The sequence below is a fragment of the Winogradskyella pelagia genome (assembly GCF_017581965.1).
GTDB classification, from domain to species: Bacteria; Bacteroidota; Bacteroidia; order Flavobacteriales; family Flavobacteriaceae; genus Winogradskyella; species Winogradskyella pelagia.
In genome coordinates this window covers 95,107-116,616 of the sequence record NZ_JAGEVF010000011.1, presented here as the reverse complement: position 1 = coordinate 116,616, position 21,510 = coordinate 95,107, and the positions used below count along the sequence as shown (strand labels likewise).

Here is a 21,510-nt window from a genome sequence, read left to right as displayed (position 1 = left end):
CACTTATTGAGACATCATTACGCGTTTAGCTTCTGCTTCAAGATCTATATAAGGAGTGCCTTCAACAGTAACTCCAACCCCTTGTATTACTCCTCCTTCAAATTCTCCCGGTGATTCATAAAGGTTACTTACATTATCACCACTGTCATAACCAACACATAACCCATCTCCAGATAAAGTGAACTTTGCTGGCTGCGTGCGCATTGGACCTTCAGCAACAACAGTCTCATTAATATACAATTTGGTCTTTCCAATGGATTCGCCATACTCACCAGCTGATTCTCTTATGAATTCCATACCTAAAGTGTATTTACCAGGTTTTAGGGTTGTATCTGATATAAAGACTTGTTCTGGTTTGATGCCTAGAAAATTATAGACATAATAAAGTTTTTTGTCCTTTATAAAAAGCGTGTGTCCCCCAAAGCGAGAACCATGAGCAAATATAACTCCTGAAGCATTTTCATCTATAATCTCTACATTTGCTAAAATCTTGTAATTTCTACCTCTTATATTAACAGCAACTCCTTCGGGAACTGGCGCTGTATTTGGATAATATATATATCTATCTTTTTTAGCTTCTTGAGAAGGTCTTTCAGTTCCCAAAATTTCTGCGGCGCTTCTATCATCTAATGGTAAGACTTTGTTTATCTCTGCTTGACGGAACCATTCATCTATCAGTTCTTGTAGTTTTTCAGGATATTCTTCTGCTAAGTTATTGGTTTCTGAGCGATCTTCTTCAACATTATACAACTCCCAAACATCTTTATCAAACCCACTTTTCCCTGATAAAGGTGAGTGCACTGCGGCTGCTTTCCAGCCATCTTTCCAAATGCCTCTAGTGCCTAACATAGAATAGTATTGAACTTCTTTTTTAGTTGGTGCATCTGGTGCAGCATTAAAAGAATATACCATCGAAACTCCAGAAAGCGGTGTTTGTTCAACACCGTTGTATACCTCAGGCATTTCTATACCACAGGCTTCTAAAAGTGTTGGTACGATATCAGTAGAATGATGATATTGGTGTCTAATTTCACCTTTGGCTTTTATACCCTTGGGCCAAGAAATAACTAAGGGGTCATTGGTGCCACCAGCATATTGAGAATAGCGCTTAAACATCTTAAAAGGTGCAGAAAATGCTGCTGCCCAACCCGTAGGGAAATGATTATAGGTGTCTGGACCACCCAGAACATCCATATATTTTAAGTTTTCTTCTAAACTGTCGGGATAGCCATTAAAAAATTTATTTTCGTTAACTGATCCGTTCGGACTGCCTTCTCCAGAGGCGCCGTTATCTGCAGCATAAAGCACAATTGTATTATCTAGCTGTCCTGTTTCTTCTAAATAATCAATTATACGTCCAACTTGGGCATCAGTATACTCTGAGAAACCGGCATAAACTTCAGCCATTCTTGAGAATAGTTTTTTCTCATCAGCATTTAGTTCAGCCCATGGGCGAACATAATCAGCAGAGTTAGCCATATCTTCTGGCATAGGGTTAAACTCAGCCATACCAGTATTCTCTGGGAGAATCCCTTTGTCTTTCATACGCTTTACTACCCAATCACGGTAGGCGTCATAGCCATCGTCAAACATACCTTTATATTTGGCTGTATATTCAGCAGGGGAGTGATGTGGTGCATGGTTAGCCCCTGGATTAAACCACATGTAAAATGGTTTAGATGGGTTGGTAGCATTTTTGTCTCTAAGCATTGTGATAGCTTGATCAGCTAAATCCTTAGATAAATGATACCCCTCTTCAGGTGTTGCAGGAGCTTCAATAAAATGATTATCCATTACTAAATCTGGATACCAATTGTTTGTTTCTCCACCGAGAAAACCATAAAAGCGATCAAATCCAATCTGTGTTGGCCATTCGCTTCTGCTTCCACCAGGTGCAACATCTTGTTCTGGTACATTATGATTTTTTCCAATCCAAAATGTACTCCAACCATTATCTCTTAGTATTTGAGCAAAAGGGGCACAGTCATCTGGGACCCTACCATTCGAACCTGGATATCCATCGGCAGTTTCGGTAATTGATGCCATTCCGTTCAAGTGGTGGTTCCTCCCGGTTAAAATGGTGGAGCGTGTTGGTGAACAAAGTGCTGTAGTATGCCACTGTGTGTAGGTTAAACCATTTTCTGCTAACCTATCCATAGTTGGCATATTAATTCTTCCGCCATATGGTGACCAGGCACCAAGACCTGTATCATCATATAAAACAAATAAAATATTTGGGGCTCCTTCTGGTGCTGATTTTGGAGTATACGCGGACCAGTCTGATTCAGAATCTCTAATATCCAAGGCGATTTTTCCTTTAAAATTATCCTGGGCGCGATTCTGGTTATTTCTCTCAGAATTTAGACATCCGTAGAAACAAATAGTAATTACAGATATGTAAAAAAAAAGCTTAATTTTCATGATTTAGTAATTTAGATATTCATTAAAGTTTAAAATTAGAAATAATTCCTCGAAGTTGTGCGTAACAATACAGTGCTTTTTTGTGTAAGCATACTATGTTTTTAGCCACTTTACTGAGATTGTTTTCCCAATTTATAGATTTATTGGTTTTGAATTACCAAAAATATGTAAACAGGCCGAATAGGCAAATATCAAAAGATATTTCAACTATTCTTTATTCTTTATCCTGTGAAATGTCAATGGGGTAATACCAAGAAAACTAGCAAGATGTTTGTCGTAAGTTGTCTCAAGATAACCTGGATTCCAGTTTATTAAATCGAGATAACGTTGTTGGGAATTCATACAAACAAATGTGTTTATTCTATGTGAAAAAACAGTTATGATTTCTTTTAATATTTTTAAATAAAAGCTTAAAATGTTATGATGTTTAAAAGCTAATTCTTCTAACCTATTTAGATCGAATAAAAGAACGTGACATTCTGTAATGGCCATTGTATCTAAATTTGCAACTGGGTTTTCAGCAAAAGATTTAGCATCCCCCATAATATAGCCTTCTGATCTTAAGTGACAGTTACGTTCAACTCCATCAATAATTGAAAAAGAACGCACAGATCCTTTTAAAATAAAAAAAAGATTTCTATCATATCTTCCCTTTTTTAAGATATACTCATTGGGTGCAAAAACTTTATAATCAGTAATAGTTAGAAATAATTCTCCACTAGTTTTATCCAGAATAGGATTGAATTTGAGTAAAGTTTTAAGAATATGTGAGTAGGTAAATTTCATGCCTATAATTTAAAAAAATAGAAGTTTCTGCAAGTCGAGTTTATAAAAAAAGTATTCAATTCCTTATTCCAAATTCAATAAAGACAAAATCCAGCTTAAAAATGGGTTATAATTATTTTCATACATCTTAATGCACATTATGCACTCACTAATTTAAATGTAAAACACATTCAGTATGAAATAGACTATTGAGTCTTAGTAGGGAAAAGTAATGTGACTCCTGCTCTGATACCCCATTCAGCAGTGTTGCCATTTCCGTAAGGAATACGTGGACCAACAAAGATTTGACTGGTTTGCTTACCAAAAGTAAATACTTTTGATCCAACAAGATGAAGAAACCCAGATGAGGTTTCAGCATCCCAATTCTGAGTGAATTCTGTATTTAATGTCAGCGCATAGCCACCTTTAAAATTACGGGCTAAAAAGGGTTGAAAAAAAGTAAGGTTAACATCACTTCGGTCTTCATCTCCTGCCACGGACCAAATATGGTTAGTCAATGCACCCATGGTATATTGCCCAAATTGTTTTAAAACTACAGCGGTTGGTCCAACGCCTAGTTTGCCAGTACCAAGAAAATCATCTGTCGCAGTTGGTGCCAGAATTGCCGGACCAGCTCCCCAAATCACTCCTCCAGATGAGGGTGTCTTTGGCGAGAAAAACCCACTAAGAACAACATCACCAAGCCCTGTCTGTGCGCCACTGAATCCAAAGACATCATTTTGTGAAATTACAGGAAGAATCACACGGCCAATTAAATTCCATTTTTCGCTAATGCTTATTGGGACTACAGGTTGTATGTTTAAAGTGTAGCGCTCTCCATCGGCATCACTAACTCCAAAGTCAAAATTATTTTGTAGCGGTACACTTATAAGATTAGCCACTGGATTTTGAAGTTGTTGCGCGAGAGCGTCGTTATCTGTTGTTTCATCTGTTTCTTGAGATAGGCCCACTGCAAAAAATAATAGTGCTATAAATAGTGTAAAGTTTTTCATATTGTTTTAACTTTAGGTTATGATGCTAATATAACTCAAAAGTTATGAAAAAAACCTTACAAATTGCCAATGGATTAGCATTGGGTTCAACAATATTTATAAATTATCTGTCTAATACAGGGGTAATAAACAATACCACAATTGGTAAGCTATCCGATAGCTATAAATCACTCTTTACACCTGCAGGTTATACATTCTCAATTTGGGGGCTTATTTATCTTCTGTTACTTGTCTTTGTAATTTACCAAGGGAGAAGTCTTTTTGTTAATGTTAAAGAAGATAGGGTTGTAGAAAAAACACGATGGTGGTTCGTATGGTCTTGTGTATTTAATAGCCTTTGGGTATTTGCATGGCTCTATGAATATACCTTATTATCTTGTGTTTTTATTTTCTTATTACTGTTCTCGCTTTTTAAAATAATTTTTAATAACCAGATGGAATCAGAGGATGATAGGTTCTCTAAAATGGTATTTGTAAGTTGGCCGATTGTAATTTACGCGGGTTGGGTTACGGTTGCGAGTATTGCCAACGTATCGAGTTATTTGGTTAAAAGTGGTTGGGGTGGCTTTGGTATCTCACCAACGGCTTGGACAATAACTATGATTGCAGTTGCTGTGGGGTTAAACCTTTTTGTGATGTGGAAACGACATATGAGAGGATTTGTTCTTGTTGGTGCATGGGCTTTAGTGGGCATTGGTGCCGCCAATAGTGGGCTTCATGAAATTATTACAACAATTGCTTTTATAGGCGCAGCAGTTTTAATCACAGCAAATGGTATTCATGGATTTTTAAATTTTGAAACAAATCCTTATAACAAATTTAAAAAGTGGAAAAATGAAGCCAGCTGATATTTCTTTCTTTAATAGGAGTATGCACATAATTTAGCCCTACCTTCGCCAGACTAAAAGAGGTGAGCTTCAACGAATGAATTGTCATCTTCACTAAATATTGATGCATGTCATTTAAATCATTAGGCTTATCTCAGCCCATATTAAAAGCGGTTGAAAAGAAAGGGTATGAAACACCGTCTCCAATTCAGGTCAAAGCAATTCCACCTATTTTAGCTGGCAGCGATATACTCGCTTCAGCTCAAACTGGTACAGGAAAAACCGCTGGGTTTACTTTGCCCATTCTTCACTATTTATCAGAAAATCAAAGTCAAAACTATAGACCAATTCGCGCATTGATTCTTACACCAACGCGCGAATTAGCAGCACAAGTCTACGCTAATGTCAAAGAATACAGTGAGTTCTTAAATATAAGAAGTACGGTTATTTTTGGTGGAGTTAACCAAAGACCTCAAGTAGCTCAGTTGAAAAAAGGCATAGATATTTTGGTCGCCACTCCAGGGCGTTTGATTGATTTAGAGAGTCAAGGTGTATTATCCTTAAAACATGTTGAGGTTTTAGTCCTAGACGAAGCGGACCGAATGTTGGATATGGGATTTTTAAGGGATATTGAACGTATTATGACGTTGATGCCAAGAAAAAGACAGAATCTGATGTTTTCAGCCACTTTTTCTAAAGACATAAAAAAATTAGCATATTCCATACTTCATAATCCAGTTCAGGTTGAAGCCACACCAGAAAATACAGCGGTTGAAATTATAAACCAAAAGGTACATCGCGTCGCAAAAACAAAGAAGACTGCCTTACTTATAAAACTTATTTCAGAAGGTAATTGGAAACAGGTTTTGGTATTTACTAGAACAAAACATGGTGCTAACCGATTAACTAAGAAGATGGTTAATGCTGGCATTACGGCATTAGCAATTCATGGTAATAAGAGTCAAGGTGCCAGAACCAAAGCTTTAGCAGGATTTAAAAGTGGTACCATACGCGTGTTGGTTGCTACGGATATTGCAGCTCGAGGGTTAGATATTCCGTTACTTCCACATGTAGTTAATTTTGAACTGCCTAATATCCCTGAGGATTATGTACATAGGATAGGCAGAACAGGTAGAGCTGGTGCAGCCGGAGAGGCGATATCGCTAGTTAGTGCAGATGAGATTACTTATCTAAGGAGTATTGAGAAACTCATTGATATGGCAATTGATGTCGAAATTGTAGAGGGTTTTGAACCTGACCCTAATGCATCCACAGTACCAATTAAGCCAGGTCAGAACAGAAATAGAAATCAACAAAGCCGTAACAGAAACTCTGGTCAAAGAAATTCTGGTGACTCTAAAAATTCTAACAAAAATAGAAATCGTAATCGAAGACGAAATAGTAATAGAAGGTAATGTCATCACAACCAAATAATCCACTTCATGGCATTACCTTAGAACAGATTATTAATGAGTTACAAGCTCATTATGGTTGGGAGTATATGGGCTATCAAATTAACATCCGATGTTTTACCCACAATCCTTCAGTTCAATCCAGTTTAAAATTTTTAAGACGCACAGCGTGGGCGCGCTCTAAAGTGGAAGCCATGTATTTAAATATGCTTGAAAAAAGAACCTAGGTTTTAGGGAGTTTTTTATTTTTCTTTTTGTTTAAATAATGCCTAAGGACACCTCCTTTTACATTATTAACGTCGAACTCTATAATAAATGCTTGGTCATCGATATGATCGATAATGCGATGCATTTTCTTCATATCAATACGATTAATAATAGAATGGATGATGTCAAAATCTTCCCGCTTTCCAGAGTTGCCAATACCACGAGTACCTTTATAAAGCGTCATACCAACACCTAATTCTTTAAGAATAGCATCTTCTATCAATTCATATTTTTTAGACACAATAGTAACACCTATAAAGTCTTCAAAACCCTCGATAGTTAAATCGGTAACTTTAGCTGTTACTATATAGGTGAGGATAGAGTATAAGGCAACTTCCGTAGAAATCACCCAAGCTGTTATACTAAATAGAATGATGTTGAAAAATAAAATGACCTGCCCAATACTAATTCCAAACCTATCGTTAACATAAACACCTAAAATTTCTGAGCCATCCAATACAGAACCATTTCTTATGGCGATTCCAATGCCAGCACCTAAAAACAAACCACCAAATATGGAGATTAACAATTTATCATCGGTTATGGTTTCAAAATTCTCGAAATGTATAAATAAAGCAAGTGCTATGATGCTAACAATTGATTTGATAACAATTCTCTTAGATACTGTATAAAACCCAAGAATTAGAAATGGAATACTAAATAGTATCAGGAGATAGGAGATTTTAATATCAACAAATGTTCTAACGAGTAAGGCAATACCAGTAACGCCACCATCTAAGAAACCATTTGGTAAAAGAAATGCCTTAAGGCCAATACTGGCTAGAACTACTCCAAGAGCTATTTGTCCATATTCTGAAAGGAAGTTATATGCTTTGGAATGTCTCATAAGGCCTTGAGGTTTCAGTTTCTGAAAGTATCACTTATGAACTCAAGTCCAATAGGCAAAGAGTCTACCCAAAAATTCCATGTATGGGAACCGTCTCTCACACGGTATTCATGTGGAATTCCCATTTTTCGTAATTCTACATGAAACATGGCATTGCCAATTGCTAAAAAATCGTCATCACCACAATCAAAATATATATTAACGGTTTTAATATCTTCAATTGCGGCTGTTTTTAAAAGTTCAAAAATGTTATTCTCTTTAATAGCTGGTGTTAATCTTGCTTCTCCCGTAGCACCAATTGCAGAAGGTGAAATTCGGCCAAAATAGTTGTCAAAACTATTTTGTGACTCAGCTATGATTTCCTCCTCTGTGCTTATACCAGAACTAAAACCGGCACAAGCACCAAAAATAGTATGATATTTTAACGCCAGCTTTAAACTGCCTGATCCACCCATGGACAAACCGCTGATACCTCTATATTTTTTTTCTGATTTAATTTTGTATTTGCCTTCAACAAAAGGCATAAATTCTTGGATAAACATATCCTCATAAGGATACGTTCCATCATCTTTGTTCATGTAAAGTCGATCATCACCATCTGGCATTATAATAACAAGAGGCTCAATTTTGTTACCTCTAATTAGCTCATCTGTTATATCTTTAACATGTCCGATTCTTACCCAATCGGTTTCGTTCCCTGTGAAGCCATTTAAAAGATATACAATAGGATATTTGTCTGTGGTGTCTTCGAATCCCTCGGGAAGATAGACAGAATATTTTACAGTAGTTTGGAGGAGCTTGCTTTCTACCTCAAGACTTTCCAGAACTTTACTTTGTGATAAGCCATTGGGAATTAGAAAAACGCTGATAAAAAGTAATAGGATGTATTTCATAATAACCTTAATGTGAATATTTTGAGACTACAACAGACACTATCAAATATATCGAATTAAAGCAGGAAAATCAGAATTAGTCAGAAATAAAAAATCCTTCAGTTTTTCTGAAGGATTTTTGAGTTAATGGTCTTTTGGACCTTGGTGAGATCTTCCACGTCGTTTCATATGTTTCATCGCTTTTTTGAGCTCTTCTAAATCGACTTCGCCACTTTCATCCTCATCCATTTTTTTAAATCGTTTTTCAACCACCTCAATCTTAAAATCTTCATTCATTGGTGCGGCCTTAAATTCGTCTAGTGACACCAAACCGTTTTCATCGGTATCCATTTTAGCTAAAATAGTTTTTGGATTTGGTCTACGTTTGCGTTCTTGTTGTGCTTCTGCTAAAAAAGATCCTAGTAAGGCAACGACAATACAACTAACTTTTACTGTTTTTGAAATCATAATTTTGTATTTTTTAATTAATGAACAGTACTAGGACTTAGCGCAAACACCAAGGTTTAATGAAAGAAGTTAATTTAGGTTTTCTTTAACTTTAGTAATGAACGTATAAGGAGCCTTAAGAGCAAAATAAAAGGGAAACCGTGAAGCACCAAATCAAAATAATCCATAGGTTGCATGCCTTTTGCGCCTCCTGCTATCCACATTAGTTTTCCGAATAAATGTGGCTCAGGGAAGAATGGTGCCAAACCCAGTGTTAAGCACAAGAGCATTACAATGCGCCAATCATTTAGAAGGTTTTTCATAAACTGAAAAGTCTCTTCAAATTTACGAATAGACTTTTTGTGTTTGGTCGTTAGAACCTTTTATTTTTTGTTCTGTTGATTTTTAATGGTGTCTTTATCAATATCAAACTCATTTGTATTTGATTTTTTTGCAATACCATTTGGATTAACAGGATTGTTCTGTTCTTTAGTTCGTTTAAATTTTCTATTATCTTCAAATATTCCCATGTTTTATTTTTTTATTCATCTATAAAGTAATGAAAATGTCTCAATTTATGTCATAAGGCCTTCTAAAGAAAATAGTTGGTTATGTTAAAAAAACATAATACTACTTGAGTATCAATTCTGTAAATGCTCTTACGTTTTCAGTACCATTTTTTGTGAGATGCTTTATAAAAGCGCTACCAATAATTGCGCCTTTAGCATATTGGGTAGCTTGTTTGAATGTCTCGTTATTAGAGATCCCGAAGCCAACAATCTGAGGATTCTTTAGTTTCATGTTAGCGATGCGTTCAAAGTAGTCGGTTTGTTCGTTTCCAAAACCTGTTTTAGCGCCTGTGGTACTTGCTGAACTGACCATGTAGATAAATCCATCTGATACCGAATCAATAAAGCGGATACGTTCATCCGAGGTTTGTGGTGTAATTAAAAAAATGTTGGCTAAGCCATATTTCTCAAAAGTAGATTTGTATTGGTCATGATACACATCTACTGGCAAATCAGGTATTATTAAACCATCAATACCAACATCTTGACATTTTTTGCAAAAGGCTTCAACACCATATTGCAACATCGGATTAAAATAGCCCATAATGATTAATGGAATCGAAACGGTTTCACGAATATCTTTTAGTTGATTGAAAAGTAATTCACTCGTCATACCATTTTTTAAGGCTCTCGTAGAGCTATCCTGAATGGTTGGGCCATCTGCTAAAGGATCACTGAAAGGCAATCCTATTTCAATCATATCTATACCAGAATGTTCTAATTCTTGAATTATTGATACGGTATCGTTTAGATTGGGATATCCTGCCGTAAAATATATGGAGAGGAGTTTTTTATGCTCTCGTAGTTTATTGTTTATTCTGTTCATTTTTTTGTTCTGATTTTATTTCAGAATCTGTTTAAATTAAACTTTGATTTTTCATTTATATGATGCTGAACCAAGTCCAGCATTCAAGCTAAAGCTTGAAATAATCTATATAATTCTGTAAATCTTTATCGCCACGACCAGACAAATTCAACACAATAATATCTTCCGGTTTGAATTTTTTGTGCTCAAAAACGGCTAGTGCATGTGAGGTTTCTATAGCTGGAATAATACCTTCTAATTGTGATAATTCTAAACCAGCGGTCATGGCTTCGTCATCTGTGATTGAAATAAACTCCGCACGACCTGTTTTATATAAATTAGCATGCATAGGGCCAACACCAGGATAATCTAAACCAGCAGATATAGAATACGGTTCGGTAATTTGTCCATCACCAGTTTGCATCAATAAGGTTTTACTTCCGTGGATTATACCTTCCTTTCCTAGTACAGAGGTTGCTGCACTCTCTCCAGTATCGATACCTTTCCCAGCGGCTTCAACTGCAATAATATTTACATCTGTATTGTCTAAATAGTGGTAGTAGGTCCCGGCTGCATTACTACCACCTCCAACACAAGCGATTAAGTAATCAGGATTTTTTGTGCCTTCTTTTTCTAGCAATTGCTTTTTAATTTCTTCTGAAACCACGGACTGAAATCGTGCCACCATATCTGGATAAGGATGCGGTCCAACGACACTACCAACAATGTAATGTGTATCTAAAGGATTGTTAATCCAGTCGCGCATGGCTTCATTAGTGGCATCTTTTAAAGTACGACTGCCAGATAATGCCGGAACAACTTTGGCGCCTAGCATTTTCATACGAGCCACGTTGGGTGCTTGTCTGGCAATGTCCACCTCTCCCATGTAAACAACACATTCTATACCCATTAAGGCACAAACTGTAGCTGTGGCAACACCATGTTGACCCGCCCCAGTCTCAGCGATAATTCTGGTTTTTCCCAAGCGTTGCGCTAGTAGAATTTGCCCAATGGTATTGTTCACCTTATGGGCACCAGTATGATTGAGGTCTTCGCGTTTGAGGTAAATTTTTGTGTTGTATTTTTCGGATAACCGCTTTGCAAAATATAGCGGCGAAGGCCTTCCTACATAATCTTTTAAAAGTTGATGAAACTCCTGACGAAACGAAGGTTCAGCAGTTATTTTAAGATAGTTCTGGCGTAATTCTTCAATATTTGGATACAGCATTTCTGGTATGTATGCACCTCCAAACTCTCCATAATAACCTTTTTCGTTAACGTTGTATGTTGTTTTCATGGTTTGTTGATATTTTGACATGAGCGAAGCGATTGAGAGGTCTCAATGTGATGAGAGGTCTCACATGCGTTCGACATGACAAATTTGTGCTTTAAATTTTTTTAATTCTTCACTATTTTTTAGTCCAGCCTCAATTTCAAATTTACTGTTTACATCAACTGCTAAGCAATATTTAGAGGCCGTACTTTTATTAAATTCTTTTATTTTTTTCAATTCATCTAATCCAATACCACCACTTAAAAAATAGGGTTTGGTTGATGGGTAGTCTTTTAAGACATCCCAATTAAAGGTATAGCCATTTCCACCCGGTAATTTTCCCTTAGTATCAAATAGGAAGTAATCACAAACATCTTCATAGTTGTTTAAAACAGAAAAATCAAATTCATCTTTAATAGAAAAAACCTTAATGATTTCTTTGTTTGTAGACTTAAGTAGTTTGCAAATTTCAGGTGATTCATGACCATGTAGTTGCAAAGCGTCGAGGTTATACTTTTCAATTTTATCTACAATAGCTTCTACTTTTTCATCTACAAAAACACCAACCTTTTTTATGGATTTTGAAATTTCAGGAATTTGCCCTTCAAAATAACGCGAGGACTTATTATAAAATATAAAGCCCATAAAGTCTGGTTGCAAGCTAGCCACCGCTTCTATATTATCCTGATATTTCATGCCGCAAACTTTTAACTTCATGGTTCTATCTGCTTAATAAAATTGGTAGCCTCTTGTCCTGGATTGTCCGTTTTCATGAAATTTTCCCCTATCAAAAACCCTTTATATCCATAAGGTCGAAGTTCTTTAATGGCTGCAACAGAACTTATTCCGCTTTCAGAAACTTTTACAAATTCATCAGGAATTTTATCACTCAGCAATTTTGAGGTCTCTAAGCTTACTGTAAACGTCTTTAAATCGCGATTATTTACACCGAGCATATCTATGCTTGGCATTATAGATTTATGAAGTTCTTCTTCGTTATGAACCTCTAAAAGCACATTTAAATTTAGGCTTTTTGCCAATTCTGAAAATTGCTTTATTTCAGTTCTTGTTAGAATAGCAGCAATGAGCAAAATAACATCAGCGCCATAAGCTTTTGCTTCTATAATTTGATAGTCGTCAATGATAAATTCTTTACGCAACAAGGGTAAATTACAACTGGCTCTAGCTACAATTAAGTCGTCTAGGCTACCGCCAAAATATTTGCCGTCGGTAAGTACAGACATACCACAAACACCTGCGTCTTCATAACCTGAGGCGACATCTTGAATATTGAGGTCTTGATTGATAATTGATTTTGAAGGGGAGCGACGCTTGTGTTCCGCAATAATGCCATATGTACTTTGCCGCAACCGGTCTGAAAGTGAAAACGTATCCCGGTCGAAAAGCACTGAAGATTCGAGTTGCGACATTGGTATTATAGATTTACGCAAAACGACCTCCTTCTTCTTATCAAATACTATTTTATCTAAAATATTCATCGACTTAGTTCTATTAAAGTGTCTAAACTCTGTTTTGCTTTACCACTAAATAAGGAGTCTTTAGCCAATTCAAAACCTTCTTGATGAGAGCTATTTTTAACGGTCGCAATGGCTAAGCCCGCGTTGGCACATACTACATCATTTTGGGCATCGGTACCTTCTCCGTTAATGACTTTAAGAAAAATGGCTGCTGCATCCTTAACGGTATTTCCTCCATAAATATCTTTTGGTGAAATTTGTTCGGCTCTTAGATCTGAGGGTTCAAATAAGGTTTCTGCTTGGTTGGATATGACCTTGGTTTTGCCTGTTAATGAAATTTCATCATAGCCATCCAGAGCGTGAACTATAGCATAGTTCTTATCTGTTTCTTGATACAAATAACCATATAAACGTAAAAGCTCTAAATTAAAAACGCCTACCATTTGATTTTTTGGAAATGCTGGATTCACCATTGGTCCGAGCATATTGAAAAACGTTTTTACGCCAAGTTCACGGCGTATCGGTGCTACATTCTTCATAGCAGGGTGAAAAAGGGGTGCATGTAAAACACAAATCCCTGCTTTGTCTAGACTACGTTTTAAGAAGTCCATATCATTTGAAAATCTGATTCCTAAATGTTCCATAACATTGGATGAACCACAAGCAGAAGACACACCATAATTACCATGTTTGGTAACCTGTATCCCGGCACCCGCAGCTACGAATGACGATAATGTAGAAATATTGAAAGTGTCTTTGCCATCACCTCCAGTACCGCATAAATCAATAGTGTTTTTACCTTCTAAATCCACAGGTATACATAATTCTAGTAGCGCATCCCTAAATCCGCGAAGCTCTTCTATAGTTATGCTACGCATCATATAAACGGTGAGAAATGAAGCAATTTGGCTTTGGTTGTAAACTCCATTAGAAATATTTACTAAAACGGATTTGGCCTCCTCACTGGAAATACTTTCTTGATTGATTAATCTGTTTAAAATTTCTTTCATATGCATTCTCTATTTACTATTCTCACATCTCACATCTCACATCTCACATCTCACATCTAGCTATTCACCCAATTCTCTAAAATTTGCTTTCCGTTTGGTGTTAAAACGGATTCAGGATGATATTGTACACCTTTTACATCCAATTCCTTGTGACGCAGCGACATAATTTCACCATTTGAATCAAAAGATGTTGCTTCTAAGCAATCTGGTAAATCTGTACTCACAACCCAGGAATGGTATCGGCCAACATCAAAGGATTTTTCTAGGCCATTAAACATAGGGTCGTTAGTTTCGGTTAGGGTTATTGTGGTAGCAACACCGTGATACACGGTATCTAAATTCTCAATAGTACCACCAAATACTTCTCCGATGGCTTGTTGACCCAAACACACTCCAAGTATACTTTTTGTAGGTGCATAAGTCATAATAATTTCTTTTAGGAGACCTGCTTCATCTGGGATACCTGGACCTGGAGATAGTAAGATTTTATCAAAGTCTTTAACTTCTTCTATAGTCAATTTATCATTTCGTTTAACGGTAACTTGGCAACCTAAATCCTCTAAATAATGCACCAGATTATAGGTGAAACTGTCGTAATTATCTATAACTAATACTTTTTTCATTTTAAATTTCTTTAGCTTGTTCAATAGCTTTTGTCAATGCGCCTAGTTTATTGTAGACCTCTTGTAATTCGTGTTCTGGATTGGACTTGGCAACAAGTCCTGCTCCAGCTTGCCAGTAGAGGGTATGGTTTTTACTTAAAAAGGTTCTAATCATAATAGCATGGTTAAAATTACCCTCAAAATCCATAAACCCTATAGCTCCTCCATAATATCCACGACTTGACTTTTCATATTTTTCTATGAGTTGCATGGCCATATGCTTTGGAGCTCCGCTTAGTGTTCCGGCAGGGAAGGTATCTGCTACTATCTGCATAGTTTCGGTACCTTTATGAATCTTTCCTGTGACTTTACTAACTAAGTGAATGACGTGAGAAAAAAACTGTACCTCTCTGTAATTCTCAACTGTAACTTCGTTTCCGTGTCGGCTAAGGTCGTTTCTGGCCAAATCTACCAGCATAACATGTTCGCTATTTTCTTTATCATCATGGATGAGTTCCTCGGCGAGTTCTGCATCTCTCAAATCATTCCCTGTACGTTTAAAAGTTCCTGCAATAGGATGGATTTCTGCTTTTCCGTCTTTTACAACAAGTTGTGCTTCGGGTGAACTGCCGAATATTTTGAAATTTCCATAATCGAAATAGAACAAGTAGGGTGAGGGGTTAATACTACGTAGTGCACGATAAACATTAAACTCGTCACCACTGAACTGTTGTTTAAACTGCTTGGAAAGTACTAATTGAAACACATCGCCACGTGCACAATGTTTTTTAGCTAATTCTACATGCGCTTTATAATCGTCATCACTTAGATTTGACGATATCTCATCTTTAGTATTGAAATCGTAGGACGCGTATTGTTTGGTTTGGATGACCTGAAGAATCTCATCGATATTATTTTCAGTATCGAAACAGTGCGCAAAAACGTAGGCTTCATTCTTAAAATGATTAATAGCAATTATATTTTGATAAACCGCATAATAAATATCTGGAATTGCAATAGTCTCAGGTTTTTTTGAAATGGATATATCTTCAAAATACCTAACTGCGTCATAAGCGGTATAACCGAAGATTCCGTTATGTATAAATTTAAAATCTGGATTAGAATCTACTTTAAAGCGTTTGGTAAACTTGTGTATTTCTTCTACAACACTAGTCGATTTAGTGTGGTTGAGTTTGGTGCTTCCATCAGGATAAGTTTGAAGAATATTTTCGTTTTCAACTTTAATAGAAGCAATAGGATTGCAGCAGATATATGAAAAACTATTGTCATTGGCATGATAATCACTACTCTCCAACAAGATACTATTAGGAAATTTATCCCTTAATTTTAGGTAGACACTTACAGGTGTAATGGTATCCGCTAAGATTTTTTTGTAGTGGGTATATAAACTAAATGTCTTCATATATGCTCAATTAAAAAAGGCTTGTCGTGAATGACAAGCCTCTTACTTTATTTCTAATACAAGGATTGGGTCACGAACTCATGTTTGTGAAAGACCACCACCAAGTATTTTTATTATCTAATTTCATTTTGAGTGTCAAATATAAAAAGCAAAATAATGATTTCAAACTATTTTAAAGAAAGATTCCTGCTCTCAGAGCAGGAATCTTTCTTTAAACGTTGCTATTAATCCGTCCTTAGGGAACTAAAACTTTAGATTTACGTTTAAATCAAACTCGTCATAGATAGCTTTATCTTTTAAGTTGTCGAAAAAACTAGCTGAACCATACTTAATGTCAAATTTGGTTCTATCTATTTTTACAAACGCTGTCGCGGAGTTTTCTTTTACATACATTGTGAACTCAACAGGCTGGGTAATTTCCTTTATAGTTAAATCTGCTTTAACACTATACTTTCCATTGCTGCCTTTGGCATTTGTTATTTTCAAGGTCGCCGTTGGGTGTTTTTCAATACCAAAAAAATCAGCAGATTTTAAATGGCCATCTAGTTTCCCTTTGTATTCACCTTCTAAATCAGTTGTGTTTATACTGGTCATATCCATAGTAAAAGAACCTCCCTTTAACGTGGTTCCATCGAATTGAAGACTTCCGCTTTTTAAGTTAATGGTGCCTTCATGCTCTCCTGTTACCTTATATCCTTTCCATGTAACCTTACTTTGGTCAACATTTACAGTTTTTTCTACTAAGGCCGTAAACGACATAAAAGAAAAGGCTAGTACCAAAATGGTTGTAATTTTTAAATGTTTAGTTTTCATAATATTAATTTCTGAGTTTTATTAAAAGTTTATTTAATTGTTCGAGTTCTATTGTTGTGAGGTTCTGAGTCAATTGCTTTTCTCTATCAAAAAAAACTGGGTCAAGTTTATCTAAGGTTTCAAGGCCGCGTTTTGTAATTACTATTTCTACCTTGCGTCTGTTTTCTTTACAAATAGTGCGTTTTACAAATCCTTTTGTAATTAATTTATCAACTAATCTTGTGGTATTACTCATTTTAGTAACCATTCTATTTTGAATGTCTTGTAAGTTGATAGGGTTGTTGTTCTGACCTCTTAAAATACGCATAACGTTGAATTGCTCCAGTGATAGGTCATAGGGTTTTAAACACAGCAACAATTCATCTTTCATCCAATTGTTGGTGAAAAACACATTTATAACTGATGCCCTAGGTAAAGGAATATCAGCTTTTATCTGTAATTGCTGATTTAACTCTTTCATATACAATAATTGTATATACAAATATATGTTTAGATTTTTCAATTCAAATTAATATTTTGTTAAATTTTAATTTGGCAAGAAGACGATTGATACCTTTATTGTATGAGGTATTTGATTATTTTTTCTGTTATCCTATCTATTGGTTGTAAAGAAGCACCATCAAAAAAGGAAAGTAGCGAAGAGTTGATTGTTGAAAATAATTTTATTGAAGGCTTAACAGTTGTTGATTATGATGGGTTGGAACCTTATTTAAATAAAAAGGATGACCGACTGCATGTTGTCAATTTTTGGGCTACTTGGTGCGCTCCTTGTGTAAAGGAGTTACCCTATTTTGAAGCATTACGTGAGACTTATCCTAACGAGAATATTGATATTTTATTGGTGAGCTTGGATTTTCCTAATAAATATGAATCTAAGTTACTCCCATTCATGGAGAAGTATCAATTAAAGTCTGAAGTAATTGCATTAGATGATACCAATCAAAACAGATGGATACCTGCTATAAATGAAAACTGGTCTGGAGCCATTCCTGCTACAATAATTTATAAAGGTGAAAAGCGAAAGTTTTACGAACAATCATTTACAGAAGACGAACTAAAAACAGAATTAGAACAATTTTTAAATTAAATTAATATGAAAACATTAAAATTATTTTCAGTAGTGGGTATTGCTGTACTATTTATGGCTTTTTCTACCCAGCCATTAAGTACAGGATATAAGGTAGGCGATATGGCAACCGATTTTAGTTTAGAGAATATCGATGGTAAAATGGTGTCACTTGCAGATTACAAAGATGCAAAAGGTTTTATTGTAATTTTTACATGTAACACTTGTCCCTATGCCGTGGCTTATGAGGACCGAATTGTAGCGCTGGATAAAAAATATGCAAAAAAAGGTTATCCTGTAATTGCAATTATGCCAAATGATACCGATGTAAAACCAGGAGATAATATGGAAGCCATGAAGGCTAGGGCCAAGGCAAAAGGTTTTACGTTTCCGTATTTAATGGATAAAGGACAGAAGATTTATCCGCAATACGGTGCAACCAAAACACCACATGTCTATCTTTTGCAAAAAACTAAAAAAGGAAACGAGGTTAAATACATTGGTGCTATCGATGATAATTATAAAGATGCCAACGCAGTGACTGAAAAATATGTAGAGAATGCTGTTGACGCCTTACTAGGTGGCGAGTCGGTTAAAACAACTGAAACAAGAGCGATTGGCTGCTCTATTAAAGTAAAGAGTTAAATTATATTGAATTTGTATAAGTTTTATTTGAACCGAAGTGTAACACTTCGGTTTTTTTTATGTCTATTTTATTAATAAATGTTAATTTTGTTCAACCAAAAAGTAAGGAAATGGCTGACTTAACTCAAAATGATTGGACAAAACAGTTAGAACAAGACCCTGATGCTGTTATTTTAGATGTTAGAACAGCAGAGGAAGTTGAAATGGGTATAATCCCTAAGGCCATGCATATAGATATTTATCAAGGGCAAGGGTTCATCGATGAAGTTAAGAACCTTGATAAATCCAAAAATTACTATGTCTATTGTAAGGCAGGTTCAAGAAGCGCCCAAGCTTGTGCGGTAATGAATCAATTGGGCTTTGAAAATGCTTTTAATCTTATTGGAGGTTTCACCCAATGGAAGGGAGAAGTTACCATTTAATTTAACTATTTGTCATGAAAAAAATAACTGTAGTTTTTCTGTTAACCCTTGGAGTTTTAATTTCAACCAGTTGTAAAGAGACTGAAAACAATATTGAAATAGAATTAGTTACGGCCGAAGAGATGAAGTCTATTTTAGAGTTGGAAGATGTACAACTAATTGATGTGCGTACACCAGAAGAGTATGACGAAATACATATTGTAAACGCGCAAAATATCGATTTTATGTCTCCAACTTTTGATAATGATATTTCAAAATTAGATAAGTCGAAGCCAGTAATTTTGTATTGTAGATCAGGAGGGCGAAGTGCTAAATGCGCTGAAAAAATGTTAGAGGCTGGTTTTGAGAAAATCTATGATTTGGAAGGCGGAATATCGAAATGGCAGCATAGTGACAAACTTAATATCAAGAGGAAATCATAACATACAAACCGAGTAATACTCGGTTTTTTTTACACCCGTTAGTTTTCAAATACTATCTTAAGGTTTTTATAAATTTGCCCATTTTTTGAAAAAGCTAAATGATCAACATTTACATTTGTTATAGAGGATAATTTTTATGGACATAAAAAAACAACTTCATTTTACCATTTTAGCAATTTGCTTTTCTTTGGTTTCATTTGCGCAAATTTTGGAGCCTGTTAAATGGACCCATAGCATAGAGCAAATTTCAGAAACAGATTATGACTTGACTTTCGTTGCTTCTATAGACAATGGATGGTATGTCTATTCACAAGAAGAGCCAGATGGTTTTGGTCCCATTCCCACCTTGTTTACATTTAACTCTGCCGAAAATAACTATAAGTTAATAGGTGAAACGTCTGAACCAAAAATAGCACCCAAGTTTGATAAGGTATTTGAGTTAGACTTAAAGAAATTTGAAGGACAAGCCGTTTTTAAACAGCGTATTTCTACTTTAAACTCAGAATTAGATGTTATTGATGTCATTGTAGAATATCAAACCTGTAACGATGAAAAGTGTATTCCAGGTGACCATACCTTTAAAATTTCTTTGGATGGATCTGAAATCAAGGAAAAAGAAGTAGTAATTGATGAACGAAGTCAACAACTATCAAGTGATTTAAAACTCAATATAGTTGGATGGGACAAATACGAAGCTAAGACTATTAAAGAAAAAACTAATCTCAGTATTTTTTTACTCGGTTTTTTAGGAGGTCTTATAGCCCTGCTTACGCCATGTGTGTTTCCAATGATTCCCTTAACCGTTTCGTTCTTTACAAAGAGTAGTGGCGATTCTAAAAAGGGTTTAGTCAATTCTTTGCTATATGGCTTTTTCATTTTTATTATTTATGCCTTACTGAGTATCCCATTTCATTTACTCGATTCCCTTGACCCTGGAATCCTCAATAATATTTCTACTAACGTGACACTCAATATTATTTTCTTTGTCATTTTCATAGTATTTGCGTTCTCATTTTTTGGCTACTACGAGCTTACATTACCTCAATCTTGGAGTGCTGCTATGGATAGTAAGGCCAATAAAATTGGTGGTTTTATTGGTATCTTTTTTATGGCATTAACTCTGGCCATAGTATCATTTTCCTGCACTGGACCAATTTTAGGGACTTTGCTAGGGAGTTCACTTACGGCAGATGGAGGAGCGATGCAATTAACAATGGGAATGAGTGGTTTTGGCTTAGCATTGGCCTTACCTTTTAGTCTATTTGCTATGTTTCCTAAATGGTTAAACTCTTTACCTAAATCGGGTGGTTGGTTAAATACGGTTAAAGTGGTTTTAGGTTTTGTTGAATTGGCTCTGGCTTTAAAGTTTTTATCAAATGCTGATTTAGTGGAACATTGGGGGTTATTGAAGCGTGAAGTGTTTATAGGATTATGGATTATTATCGCTTTAGGTTTAGTACTCTATCTTTTTGGCAAAATAAAATTTCCTCACGATGGTCCTATTGGCAAATTAAGTAAATACAGAATTACAACAGCTTTATTGTTTTTGGCGTTTGCCATATATCTTATTCCAGGATTATCCAATAGTAAGTATTCTAACTTGAAACTATTGAGTGGTTTTCCTCCGCCATTGTTTTATAGCTTATATGACAAAACCTCAGAATGCCCATTAGATTTAAACTGTTATAAGGACCTGGATGTTGGCTTAGCGCAAGCAAAGCAACAGGGCAAGCCTATTTTATTGGATTTTACTGGCTGGGCATGCGTTAATTGTCGTAAGATGGAAGAACAAGTGTGGAGCACAACAGATGTTTATGACATGTTGAGTGAGAATTATGTTATAATTTCTTTATACGTGGATGACAAGAAGTTATTACCAGAAGATGAACAGTTCCAGTACTTAAGGCAAAATGGAACGGTAAAGGATATTGAGACCATTGGTGATAAATGGGCAACGTTACAAACGATTAATTTTCAAAATAATTCTCAGCCCTATTATGTATTAATGGATCACAATTTAGAGTTGCTAAACACCACAAATGCTTACGAACCAGATGCCGAGGATTATTACGAATGGCTCAAAACAGGTCTAGAAAACTTTAATAAGTAGT

Annotated in this window: 25 protein-coding genes; 8 read left to right on the top strand and 17 right to left on the bottom strand. The window is 35.6% G+C overall.

Annotated features, from left to right (window positions below):
* Window positions 1-3: 3 nt before the first annotated feature.
* The 3 genes from J4050_RS13250 to J4050_RS13240 form a co-directional block, all read right to left on the bottom strand.
* Window positions 4-2,421: an arylsulfatase gene (locus tag J4050_RS13250; RefSeq protein ID WP_208155071.1), complete on the bottom strand. Its 2,418-nt coding sequence runs from the start codon at window positions 2,419-2,421 to the stop codon at window positions 4-6.
* A 207-nt stretch (window positions 2,422-2,628) separates the two neighbouring features.
* Window positions 2,629-3,207 (bottom strand): Crp/Fnr family transcriptional regulator, encoded by a 579-nt coding sequence (locus J4050_RS13245; protein ID WP_208155070.1) that lies wholly within the window; start codon window positions 3,205-3,207, stop codon window positions 2,629-2,631.
* Between the two features lie 185 nt (window positions 3,208-3,392).
* Complete coding sequence (locus J4050_RS13240) at window positions 3,393-4,199, bottom strand: hypothetical protein (RefSeq protein ID WP_208155069.1); 807 nt, start codon at window positions 4,197-4,199, stop codon at window positions 3,393-3,395.
* A gap of 44 nt (window positions 4,200-4,243) precedes the next feature.
* On the opposite strand from J4050_RS13240, the gene J4050_RS13235 reads away from it, so the two are divergent.
* The 3 genes from J4050_RS13235 to J4050_RS13225 all read left to right on the top strand — a co-directional run bounded on the left by J4050_RS13235 (window position 4,244) and on the right by J4050_RS13225 (window position 6,665).
* Window positions 4,244-5,047 (top strand): TspO-related membrane protein, encoded by an 804-nt coding sequence (locus tag J4050_RS13235; protein WP_208155068.1) that lies wholly within the window; start codon window positions 4,244-4,246, stop codon window positions 5,045-5,047.
* A 107-nt stretch (window positions 5,048-5,154) separates the two neighbouring features.
* The gene (locus J4050_RS13230; protein ID WP_208155067.1) at window positions 5,155-6,441 is read left to right on the top strand and encodes a DEAD/DEAH box helicase; all 1,287 of its coding nucleotides are present in this window, start codon (window positions 5,155-5,157) and stop codon (window positions 6,439-6,441) included.
* Window positions 6,441-6,665 carry a VF530 family protein gene (locus tag J4050_RS13225; RefSeq protein ID WP_208155066.1) on the top strand — a complete coding sequence of 75 codons (225 nt, stop codon included), beginning with the start codon at window positions 6,441-6,443 and terminating at the stop codon, window positions 6,663-6,665. Before J4050_RS13230 ends, J4050_RS13225 begins: the two co-directional genes overlap by 1 nt.
* On the opposite strand, the gene J4050_RS13220 is transcribed toward J4050_RS13225, so the two are convergent.
* From J4050_RS13220 to J4050_RS13155, 14 genes are all read right to left on the bottom strand, one after another.
* Complete coding sequence (locus J4050_RS13220) at window positions 6,662-7,552, bottom strand: YitT family protein (protein WP_208155065.1); 891 nt, start codon at window positions 7,550-7,552, stop codon at window positions 6,662-6,664. The two genes, J4050_RS13225 and J4050_RS13220, sit on opposite strands and share 4 nt — an antisense overlap.
* A 14-nt stretch (window positions 7,553-7,566) precedes the next feature.
* Window positions 7,567-8,445 (bottom strand): alpha/beta hydrolase, encoded by an 879-nt coding sequence (locus J4050_RS13215; protein ID WP_208155064.1) that lies wholly within the window; start codon window positions 8,443-8,445, stop codon window positions 7,567-7,569.
* A gap of 123 nt (window positions 8,446-8,568) precedes the next feature.
* A complete protein-coding gene (locus tag J4050_RS13210; RefSeq protein WP_208155063.1) occupies window positions 8,569-8,892 on the bottom strand; it encodes an EF-hand domain-containing protein in 324 nt (107 codons plus the stop codon).
* 74 nt (window positions 8,893-8,966) lie between these two features.
* Window positions 8,967-9,194, bottom strand: coding sequence for a hypothetical protein (locus J4050_RS13205; RefSeq protein ID WP_208155062.1), 228 nt, complete (start codon window positions 9,192-9,194; stop codon window positions 8,967-8,969).
* Between the two features lie 60 nt (window positions 9,195-9,254).
* On the bottom strand, window positions 9,255-9,401 hold the full coding sequence (locus J4050_RS13200) for a hypothetical protein (RefSeq protein ID WP_208155061.1): 147 nt from the start codon (window positions 9,399-9,401) through the stop codon (window positions 9,255-9,257).
* A gap of 100 nt (window positions 9,402-9,501) precedes the next feature.
* Window positions 9,502-10,266 (bottom strand): tryptophan synthase subunit alpha, encoded by a 765-nt coding sequence (trpA, locus tag J4050_RS13195; RefSeq protein ID WP_208155060.1) that lies wholly within the window; start codon window positions 10,264-10,266, stop codon window positions 9,502-9,504.
* An 88-nt stretch (window positions 10,267-10,354) separates the two neighbouring features.
* Window positions 10,355-11,542 carry a tryptophan synthase subunit beta gene (gene trpB / locus J4050_RS13190; RefSeq protein ID WP_208155059.1) on the bottom strand — a complete coding sequence of 396 codons (1,188 nt, stop codon included), beginning with the start codon at window positions 11,540-11,542 and terminating at the stop codon, window positions 10,355-10,357.
* A gap of 60 nt (window positions 11,543-11,602) precedes the next feature.
* A complete protein-coding gene (locus J4050_RS13185; RefSeq protein WP_208155058.1) occupies window positions 11,603-12,235 on the bottom strand; it encodes a phosphoribosylanthranilate isomerase in 633 nt (210 codons plus the stop codon).
* On the bottom strand, window positions 12,232-13,017 hold the full coding sequence (trpC, locus tag J4050_RS13180) for an indole-3-glycerol phosphate synthase TrpC (protein WP_208155057.1): 786 nt from the start codon (window positions 13,015-13,017) through the stop codon (window positions 12,232-12,234). Before trpC ends, J4050_RS13185 begins: the two co-directional genes overlap by 4 nt.
* Window positions 13,014-14,006 (bottom strand): anthranilate phosphoribosyltransferase, encoded by a 993-nt coding sequence (trpD, locus tag J4050_RS13175; RefSeq protein ID WP_208155056.1) that lies wholly within the window; start codon window positions 14,004-14,006, stop codon window positions 13,014-13,016. Before trpD ends, trpC begins: the two co-directional genes overlap by 4 nt.
* A gap of 56 nt (window positions 14,007-14,062) precedes the next feature.
* Window positions 14,063-14,629, bottom strand: a complete 567-nt coding sequence (locus tag J4050_RS13170) for an anthranilate synthase component II (protein WP_208155055.1) — start codon at window positions 14,627-14,629, stop codon at window positions 14,063-14,065.
* Between the two features lies 1 nt (window position 14,630).
* Window positions 14,631-16,031 carry an anthranilate synthase component I family protein gene (locus J4050_RS13165; protein ID WP_208155054.1) on the bottom strand — a complete coding sequence of 467 codons (1,401 nt, stop codon included), beginning with the start codon at window positions 16,029-16,031 and terminating at the stop codon, window positions 14,631-14,633.
* A gap of 243 nt (window positions 16,032-16,274) precedes the next feature.
* A complete protein-coding gene (locus J4050_RS13160; RefSeq protein WP_208155053.1) occupies window positions 16,275-16,844 on the bottom strand; it encodes a YceI family protein in 570 nt (189 codons plus the stop codon).
* Between the two features lie 4 nt (window positions 16,845-16,848).
* Window positions 16,849-17,304, bottom strand: a complete 456-nt coding sequence (locus tag J4050_RS13155) for a MarR family winged helix-turn-helix transcriptional regulator (protein WP_208155052.1) — start codon at window positions 17,302-17,304, stop codon at window positions 16,849-16,851.
* Between the two features lie 102 nt (window positions 17,305-17,406).
* Here J4050_RS13155 and J4050_RS13150 point away from each other — a divergent pair, with 102 nt between their 5' ends.
* The 5 genes from J4050_RS13150 (at window position 17,407) to J4050_RS13130 (ending at window position 21,509) form a co-directional block, all read left to right on the top strand.
* Complete coding sequence (locus J4050_RS13150; protein WP_208155051.1) at window positions 17,407-17,931, top strand: TlpA family protein disulfide reductase; 525 nt, start codon at window positions 17,407-17,409, stop codon at window positions 17,929-17,931.
* A gap of 6 nt (window positions 17,932-17,937) precedes the next feature.
* Window positions 17,938-18,555, top strand: coding sequence for a thioredoxin family protein (locus J4050_RS13145; RefSeq protein ID WP_208155050.1), 618 nt, complete (start codon window positions 17,938-17,940; stop codon window positions 18,553-18,555).
* Between the two features lie 110 nt (window positions 18,556-18,665).
* Window positions 18,666-18,977: a rhodanese-like domain-containing protein gene (locus tag J4050_RS13140; RefSeq protein WP_208155049.1), complete on the top strand. Its 312-nt coding sequence runs from the start codon at window positions 18,666-18,668 to the stop codon at window positions 18,975-18,977.
* A gap of 14 nt (window positions 18,978-18,991) precedes the next feature.
* Window positions 18,992-19,399 carry a rhodanese-like domain-containing protein gene (locus J4050_RS13135; RefSeq protein WP_208155048.1) on the top strand — a complete coding sequence of 136 codons (408 nt, stop codon included), beginning with the start codon at window positions 18,992-18,994 and terminating at the stop codon, window positions 19,397-19,399.
* Window positions 19,400-19,535: 136 nt separating this feature from the next.
* Window positions 19,536-21,509 carry a protein-disulfide reductase DsbD family protein gene (locus J4050_RS13130; protein WP_208155047.1) on the top strand — a complete coding sequence of 658 codons (1,974 nt, stop codon included), beginning with the start codon at window positions 19,536-19,538 and terminating at the stop codon, window positions 21,507-21,509.
* The last annotated feature ends 1 nt before the right edge of the window (window position 21,510 follow it).

Coding starts and splice junctions, on each gene's coding strand:
- J4050_RS13245 (WP_208155070.1), bottom strand. CDS start 3,207: ATGAAATTTACCTACTCACATATTCTTAAAACTTTACTCAAATTCAAT.
- J4050_RS13240 (WP_208155069.1), bottom strand. CDS start 4,199: ATGAAAAACTTTACACTATTTATAGCACTATTATTTTTTGCAGTGGGC.
- J4050_RS13135 (WP_208155048.1), top strand. CDS start 18,992: ATGAAAAAAATAACTGTAGTTTTTCTGTTAACCCTTGGAGTTTTAATT.
- J4050_RS13145 (WP_208155050.1), top strand. CDS start 17,938: ATGAAAACATTAAAATTATTTTCAGTAGTGGGTATTGCTGTACTATTT.
- J4050_RS13170 (WP_208155055.1), bottom strand. CDS start 14,629: ATGAAAAAAGTATTAGTTATAGATAATTACGACAGTTTCACCTATAAT.
- J4050_RS13210 (WP_208155063.1), bottom strand. CDS start 8,892: ATGATTTCAAAAACAGTAAAAGTTAGTTGTATTGTCGTTGCCTTACTA.
- J4050_RS13160 (WP_208155053.1), bottom strand. CDS start 16,844: ATGAAAACTAAACATTTAAAAATTACAACCATTTTGGTACTAGCCTTT.
- J4050_RS13165 (WP_208155054.1), bottom strand. CDS start 16,031: ATGAAGACATTTAGTTTATATACCCACTACAAAAAAATCTTAGCGGAT.
- J4050_RS13250 (WP_208155071.1), bottom strand. CDS start 2,421: ATGAAAATTAAGCTTTTTTTTTACATATCTGTAATTACTATTTGTTTC.
- J4050_RS13235 (WP_208155068.1), top strand. CDS start 4,244: ATGAAAAAAACCTTACAAATTGCCAATGGATTAGCATTGGGTTCAACA.
- J4050_RS13140 (WP_208155049.1), top strand. CDS start 18,666: ATGGCTGACTTAACTCAAAATGATTGGACAAAACAGTTAGAACAAGAC.
- J4050_RS13220 (WP_208155065.1), bottom strand. CDS start 7,552: ATGAGACATTCCAAAGCATATAACTTCCTTTCAGAATATGGACAAATA.
- J4050_RS13185 (WP_208155058.1), bottom strand. CDS start 12,235: ATGAAGTTAAAAGTTTGCGGCATGAAATATCAGGATAATATAGAAGCG.
- trpD (WP_208155056.1), bottom strand. CDS start 14,006: ATGAAAGAAATTTTAAACAGATTAATCAATCAAGAAAGTATTTCCAGT.
- J4050_RS13225 (WP_208155066.1), top strand. CDS start 6,441: ATGTCATCACAACCAAATAATCCACTTCATGGCATTACCTTAGAACAG.
- J4050_RS13215 (WP_208155064.1), bottom strand. CDS start 8,445: ATGAAATACATCCTATTACTTTTTATCAGCGTTTTTCTAATTCCCAAT.
- J4050_RS13205 (WP_208155062.1), bottom strand. CDS start 9,194: ATGAAAAACCTTCTAAATGATTGGCGCATTGTAATGCTCTTGTGCTTA.
- trpC (WP_208155057.1), bottom strand. CDS start 13,017: ATGAATATTTTAGATAAAATAGTATTTGATAAGAAGAAGGAGGTCGTT.
- J4050_RS13150 (WP_208155051.1), top strand. CDS start 17,407: ATGAGGTATTTGATTATTTTTTCTGTTATCCTATCTATTGGTTGTAAA.
- trpA (WP_208155060.1), bottom strand. CDS start 10,266: ATGAACAGAATAAACAATAAACTACGAGAGCATAAAAAACTCCTCTCC.
- J4050_RS13130 (WP_208155047.1), top strand. CDS start 19,536: ATGGACATAAAAAAACAACTTCATTTTACCATTTTAGCAATTTGCTTT.
- J4050_RS13200 (WP_208155061.1), bottom strand. CDS start 9,401: ATGGGAATATTTGAAGATAATAGAAAATTTAAACGAACTAAAGAACAG.
- J4050_RS13155 (WP_208155052.1), bottom strand. CDS start 17,304: ATGAAAGAGTTAAATCAGCAATTACAGATAAAAGCTGATATTCCTTTA.
- J4050_RS13230 (WP_208155067.1), top strand. CDS start 5,155: ATGTCATTTAAATCATTAGGCTTATCTCAGCCCATATTAAAAGCGGTT.
- trpB (WP_208155059.1), bottom strand. CDS start 11,542: ATGAAAACAACATACAACGTTAACGAAAAAGGTTATTATGGAGAGTTT.